The sequence below is a fragment of the Bacteroidia bacterium genome, assembly GCA_026932145.1.
Lineage (GTDB): Bacteria > Bacteroidota > Bacteroidia > J057 > JAIXKT01 > JAIXKT01.
The window spans coordinates 1-7,038 of record JAIXKT010000026.1 but is presented as its reverse complement, the minus strand read 5'-3'; the positions used below and the strand labels follow the sequence as shown (position 1 = coordinate 7,038).

The following is a 7,038-nucleotide window of genomic DNA, read 5'->3' as shown; positions in this document are numbered from 1 at the left end:
TTGATTAACCACAAATGTGTCTGCGGAGCACTGAACCGCCACTTTTGCCAAACCCATGTTAGCAGCTGCTGTTCTTTCAGTCGTCATTGTTCATAAGTGTTTTTAGTTCGTCAATTGTCAATGGTGGTTCTTGTCGGTGTAACATTGAATGACAATTTGGGCAAACTGGAATTAGGTCGTTAATTGGGTCAACTTGATACGCTTTTCCAATTTGTGAAACGGGTGTCAAGTGATGAACGTGTATAAAACCTTTACCAATTTCTCCGTATGTTTTTTCAAAGTCAAAAGTGCAAACGGCACAAATGGCTTTCCAATGCTTTACACAAAGTTGTCTTGCCTTTGAGTTTCTTTCGTATGAGTTTACAGTTACTGTTCGCTTAATACCTTCAAAAAGTTCTTCTGTATTTTCTGTTGGAAGTTCGTCAGGATAAATTTCATCTCCTGTCAAACCCGTTGCTATTAAGGCTTCAACTAATTCAGGTCTTAATTGCCAAACAAACTTTGTCCCTTCGTCCCAGCCGTTAAAAAACAAATCCCAAAACTTAAATTTTTCAGCACTTCTTGCAGTAAAATTTATGTCGTAATGTTCGGCAATACGTTTTGCGTATCGTCCAATTTCGAGATTTAACGGTGGGTGAGTAGTTTCTAAAATTAAGGCAATTTGACTTGCATAGGCTTTATGGTCTTGAAACGAATACAAGGCTTGAAAAATTGCTAAATCAAGTTCATTGGTTAGTTTCTCGTTCTGCAATATTTCAGTCCATTCTAAACTGTTTAGTTCAGATGATTTTGAAAATATGTCTTTAACTACTGTTGTTGGCTTTTCTTGTTCGTCATTTTTTTCAACGCTTGGTTTGGATTGCGTTGCTTTGATTGTAACTCTCATTTGGTTTCCAAGTATCCACAAAAAAGAGTGAGCATCTAACAAGGTTACATTTTTGTCTTTCGTTTTTAGAAAGTCACGAACTTGTTTAATTATATCAAGATATGTTGAGTAGTTGTCCCAAGAAAGATTGTGGCTTGTTTTAAAGCTCGGTAAACCGATAATTTCAAAAATTTCGTCAAACTTTGCTTGAGAAATAGGCATAAATCTATTTCTGTCTTTTATGAAAAAGAGATACGCTATAAACTGATAACTTAATTTTTCGTCTATTAATGTTTCAAATGCTTGTTGGTCGGAAATTTTGCTTTTGTAAAAATTAAATAGTGTCGTTTCAAGATTTTTATTTTTACTTGTTTTGGCAAAATCATCTTTCTTTCTCCAGTCCACAAGGTTGTTGTCAACCATTTGAAAGCTGTGATTTACTCTTGTCTTAATTGCTGAACTTACTGCTTGTTGAATTTTCCCTGTTCCGATGTCTTCAGGTTTCCACCATTTTTGTCCTAAATTATTTCTTGCTTCATCGTAAACAGAATATTTGTAATTCTCGGCTTTGTCAATAAACGCAGAAGTCTTAAAATCTGAAAATGGTTTATTGTCCGCTGTCGAAACAAAGTTTGCGAAGTCGTTAAAAAGTCGGTCTAATATTTCTGTCGTTACTGTCATTGTTTAGTGTCGTGCTACAGTTGCTGCTAACGTTTTCGGGCTTTGCGTTCGGGCGGGTTTCGGAGCACAAAACTGTCTGCCAGCACTGAACTTGAATAGAAGCACAAAGCTTCAAGTTTACACGTCAGCCCGCCTGACGCAAAACCCGTGTTATGTGCCGTATTTCTTTCGTCTGTATATTTTCCGTCCAATGTATGCAAGTCCAATTATGTTTAATATTATCCAACCGTTGTAACAAATGTAGATTATTTTTTCTGTCGAGTTCATACTTGCCAAACTCCAATATTCTCCTTTACTGCTGTCATAGCTGTCGTCATAACCCATAAGTAAAAGTCCAAGAATTATGAAAACAAAAAGGTCTGCCCCGATAATTGCAAGCCAATAAATAATGTCAACGAAACGAATTTTTGTCTTAACCATTTTTCTGCTTCATAAAGTTTAAAAGGTCAAGAATATGTTGTTGAGTATGGCTATAAAATATCAGTTCAAAAAACCAAAGCCCGTCTGCCAAACTGTTGTTTTCAATTCTCCATTTGATTTCCAATAGGTCGGCAATGATGTCGGAAAGGTCGTCAATTGCGTCACCTATTGCGTTGTCTTTTAAGTTGTCAATGTCGTTGATGTCAAGTATGGTTTTGTAGAACCCGAAGTCCTTAAAATTACTAGTAACATTTTGTATAATGTCAGGAAATTGCGTTTTGTCAAAGTCTGGATAGTCTGTTTCGTCAAATTTATATTCTATGTCAAAATACAGGTCGTAAATTTTCACGAGGTGTCGTTCCAACAATTTTTCTTTGTCAGTTACTGTCAAGTTTGGCTGTAGTCCATACTTAACAATTTCGTTTATTGTTGGAATTAACTCTGTCATTACGGTGTCGTCCTAATATGGCACATAACGGTCTGCGGCTTTGCGTTCGGGCGGGATTTTTAGCACTAACCTTGATACGAAGCCGAAAACTCAAATTTAGCACAAATGTTCATACGAAGCACTTCACCCCGCCTGACGCAAAACCGCTGTTAGGCGATCGGCTTTCATCAGTTTACTTTTCGGCAAAGTTAATCAACAACTCGTTTATCAATTTGAATAAATTGTTTTCATTGATGTCAAAAGTTACACAAATATGTTTTAAGCAATTTTTCGGTTTGTCAGGCGATTTTTTTAATTTTAAAACACCTTGAATCCCATATTTATTATATATTATGTCTATAATCAATGCACTTAATGTATATGAAGCAGGAGAGTTTGCATACGCTGTAATTGTATTAAATGTGTCTGCACTAATAGGATAATGATTTTTGTAAAATTCTTGTAGAAGTTGTTTATATGTTTTGTTCGCACTTCCTCCAAAATATGTTGCAATACCTTCACTTATGAAGTTCCCTGAATTTAATATAGGGTCAATAAGTATGTGTGTTAATTCGTGAGGATAGTTAAATGAACCTTTGCCTGAAACTATCATCCTTGCACTAATGAATGTTTTTCCTGTGGTAAAACCTGAAAAGAAAAAATTAAACCCTATAAGATAACCTAAATTTTGAGGTGTTTTACAGACCACATAGGTAATAGAATCACTTTCTAACGAAAATATATTTGATAAATTATCTATAAACTTTGTTGCGTCTAACATTTCAGTTTCATTTGGGGCTATTAATGGGTCTATTATGTATCGTATTTTACCCATTTTAACTTTTACCCATTTTTGAGTACGTTCATCAAATAGATTTGATAAATAAAATTCGTTATTTTTTTTCACCACGCCTATTTCAGTAATTGCAAATGGATTAGAATTTTGAACAATTGAGGTATCATTCGGAGCAAAATTAAAATTCATAAATGCAGTAACTATATGATATGTTGTATCATCTAAATAAATGGATAAAATATATGGCTTGAAATAGTTTAGTAAAGTATTGGGGGGATATTGAAATAGTGAATTATAAAATAAAGAGTAATCATTCCCGAAACGTTTAATGTCTGTGTCTAACCAATATTTCTGTCTTACTGAATCGTTTTCTTCATATAAATAATTGACCCAAAAATCTACTACGTCTTTGTGTTGAGTTTTTCCTACCGTGTCCGCAATACTATGAAGATAAAATTCCTTAGAATAAGTTGCTTTGTTTTGAGCAAGGCAATTAAAAGAAATCGTCAAAACAAATAATATATGATAAAGTAGATGCTTCAAGGTCTATTGGCTTTATTGGATTCAGGTGGGTCAAGAGTTAGAAGCGAAGGCATTTTAGGATTAACAAATATTTTCAATAGATTATATCCGATACCTGATGTTCCTAAAAATAAACCGTTTAATGAAAATTTTCCATTTGTAAATCCTGTTTTCCAATTAAACTCATTAAAATTTTTCTCAATCTCAATCAATAGTTTATCATTGGCTCTTGTGGAAAAGGAAGAATTATTTATAAAACCACTTATACGATGAAGTATTTCTGCATTCCCTGTCATTCCGTGACAAATACAATGCAAGGAATCAAATCCTTTCTTGAAAATTTGTTCAGAAATACCAGTCCAGTCAATATCTAATTTTACAGGAAGATTATTTTGAGTTTCTAAATATGCAATAAGAATTCCTGATGAACCGTGACACCAAGAAGGCAAGGCAATAGAATCTTCTTGGTATCGTAAATCTTTCCACCCTAAATTATCGGTAGAATAATTGTGCTGGATATATCTAATAATGTCATTGGTAAGTATAAGACCATCTTTATTTATGCCGAATATTTTATAATATTTTGATAATGAGTATAAAAACCCTGCATTTCCGTGTGCAAATCCAACTAATTTCTTAAACTTCTGATTTCCCCACGTAATTCCACAAGGTGTCTGAATTGCAGATTTAATTATTTTCTTAGCAATAAGATGAATCGTATTTTCTAATGACTTTGTAGAATATTCATTATAATAATCAACCAATAAACACAGTAGAGCAGAGCAACCGTTGGCAAAGTCTAAGTGTGTATCTGATTCTATATGAGCCGTTACAAAAGGGACTAATTTATTTTCAAAAAGTTTATCAATTTCTACTTCATAATCTTTAGTTATAGACTGGTAATGCCACAAAAAAAATAATATTGAAAAGGGATAATTTAAAGGAGAGAAAAGGTGATAAGATTTTGAGATGTCAAAATGGTTGAAAGCGAATAAGGATTTATCTAGTAGTATTTTAGAAATGTTTTTATATCGTTCTATTTTTGTTGTATCATAGAGATATAAGTAAAAAAGTCCCAAACCGTCAATGCCATCATATATTCCAGGATTTTTGGGAGCTATCTCCCATTGTCCAACTCTTCCGACACTAATATCTATCCATTGATATGAGTTATCTATCCAAATACTATCTTCTATCAGCTTGTCAGCTAGTTTAATTACATAATTTTGCACATAATTTTTCTGATTTTCACATTCTTTAGCAGGATAAAATTTAATAGCATTTTTTTCTATTTTTGAATCAGTTGATGTAATTTTTTCAAAACAAGCAATGGATTTTTCAATTAATGAATTTTGTTTTTTTATCACTATTGAAGATAGATTATTTAGCCTTTTCAACATTGATTCGAAACCATTAAATTCGATAATATCAAATATACTGTTATTGCTGAAAATGGTACATTCTAATGGTTTTGCGTAAAATATTGGAATGTTAAAATTTTTCAATTGTTCTTTTTCCAATTCTATTATTCCCCGTGGAAAACAGATTCTGTCAAAAGTATCATTTAGGCAGTTTAAAAAATTACTCCTTTCATTACCGCTAATCAAATAGTCAGGATGAATGCTTTCTTTCAATATTGTTTCATATACGGAAGTGTGTCTTAATAAGACTCGACTATTTATCTTATATTTTTCGATTAGCTTATTTACATAATCTCCCAACCAATTCTTTTCATCTTTCAAGAAACAACAGGTTTCCGTAAAACCACTTGAAATGCAATCATAAGTTGTTTTTGTAGATAAATGTTGATTAATGTACGGTAAATGAGAAGGGGATTTTTCTGTTTTTTTATAATCATATGCTATTTTCCCATTGGTAGCAACATATAAATATGTTTCTTGTGTGTATAGTTTTGAATTGGAAATACCGCCAAAGTTTGTGCCAGCCTCATTGGCTCGAATAGAAGTCCAGAAAGGTAAAAGTCCTGTTCCAACAACAGATTCTTTCAAAAAATTATCTGCAGAAGGAAAAATGTCTTTGTCTGATGTTTTAATCGTTGGTTTTAATAAGCACTCAATATCAATGAATACAGGTGTTCCACTGTTTGATATAATATTATCACTTATTATGTCGGAAATTCCTAAAATATAAAATACTGCCAAATAGTTACCTATTGCTTTGTAAAATGAAATTTGTAAATCTTTACTGTCAGACGGTTTATGTTTAATAAATTCTTCCCAATAATAACTATCTTTAATCAGCCTTTTCGGAAATAAATAGGGTATTTTATGCCCTTTTTGTGTAATGGATAAAATCAGGTTCTCTATTGCTAAATTGCCTTTTGGGTTTTTTACCTTGTAGATAACTCTATTCCCACAACTGTAATTAATAATTGTATGCGTTTCTCCTCCGTTATGAAAATCGCCCAATGGCCAAGTAAAAGAAATAACGCTTCCTGATATTTCAAATTGTTTTTTTATATCTACTTCATCATCGTATAATCGTTTTATTAAGTTTGAAAAATAAATGCAGTACTGCCGAATCTGTATTTCAATTATTCTACTTAACTCAGGATATTTTGTGTAACATTTTTGAAGTAAATCTTTCCTATTAAAGGTTAATTTTACCGTATTAGGTTTAAAATAAAATTGATTGAATGTATATAAAATGGGAGCTTTTGCAACTTCGAATATTTGTCGGGAAATATTTTCGACTACATTTTTTAGTATTATTTCATCTACTTGGATATTTTGCATTAATTCTATTTTAAAATCATTCAAAATAGAATTATATAGTTCTGGAAAATCAATGTAACTAATACACTCTCCTACATTTTTAAATAAGAGATTTTCTTTATTAGACGAAAGTAACTTCCCTGAAATTTTCATATTTTTCTTTTAAAGAATTTAATAAAGCCCAAAGGCGATTAACCTTCGGGCTTTATTAAAATTTAACCTTCCAAACCGATTGCAAACTCACATCTTCCCGCTACAAGTTTGTAGCCAGAAGGTGATTCCTCTGTTGTAGCCTCTCGAATTTGGGCAGTTGTTGGGTCGGCAAAACAGCAATGTACTGTTGTGCCATCACATCCCGAACCGCTTCCAGTTCCTGAAGAACCTAAAGCACCGTTGTGCCTCGCTACAAGAAATTGTAAATCTTGTTTCTTCATCTTCATAATTTCAATTAGTGCCATAATATTGAAGTTTTAATTTAGCCTACTCTATTAGCTTTTCGGCATCCGCTTGAATGCCAAATTTACGAATAATTTTAAATGTGTTAATTTTTACTCAAAATATTTATAATGTTCATTTAAAGCTGTCGCCTAAC

Annotated in this window: 5 protein-coding genes; all 5 read right to left on the bottom strand. The window is 32.4% G+C overall.

The genetic code is table 11. The features are described 5' to 3' along the window. Window positions 1-76: 76 nt before the first annotated feature. Window positions 77-1,546: an HNH endonuclease gene (locus tag LC115_07055; protein ID MCZ2356433.1), complete on the bottom strand. Its 1,470-nt coding sequence runs from the start codon at window positions 1,544-1,546 to the stop codon at window positions 77-79. A 412-nt stretch (window positions 1,547-1,958) separates the two neighbouring features. Then, complete coding sequence (locus LC115_07050) at window positions 1,959-2,414, bottom strand: DUF5063 domain-containing protein (protein ID MCZ2356432.1); 456 nt, start codon at window positions 2,412-2,414, stop codon at window positions 1,959-1,961. Between the two features lie 172 nt (window positions 2,415-2,586). Then, window positions 2,587-3,699, bottom strand: a complete 1,113-nt coding sequence (locus LC115_07045) for a hypothetical protein (protein ID MCZ2356431.1) — start codon at window positions 3,697-3,699, stop codon at window positions 2,587-2,589. Window positions 3,700-3,728: 29 nt separating this feature from the next. Further along, on the bottom strand, window positions 3,729-6,599 hold the full coding sequence (locus LC115_07040; protein MCZ2356430.1) for a type 2 lantipeptide synthetase LanM family protein: 2,871 nt from the start codon (window positions 6,597-6,599) through the stop codon (window positions 3,729-3,731). 62 nt (window positions 6,600-6,661) lie between these two features. Further along, window positions 6,662-6,904 carry a hypothetical protein gene (locus LC115_07035; GenBank protein MCZ2356429.1) on the bottom strand — a complete coding sequence of 81 codons (243 nt, stop codon included), beginning with the start codon at window positions 6,902-6,904 and terminating at the stop codon, window positions 6,662-6,664. Window positions 6,905-7,038 lie beyond the last annotated feature (134 nt).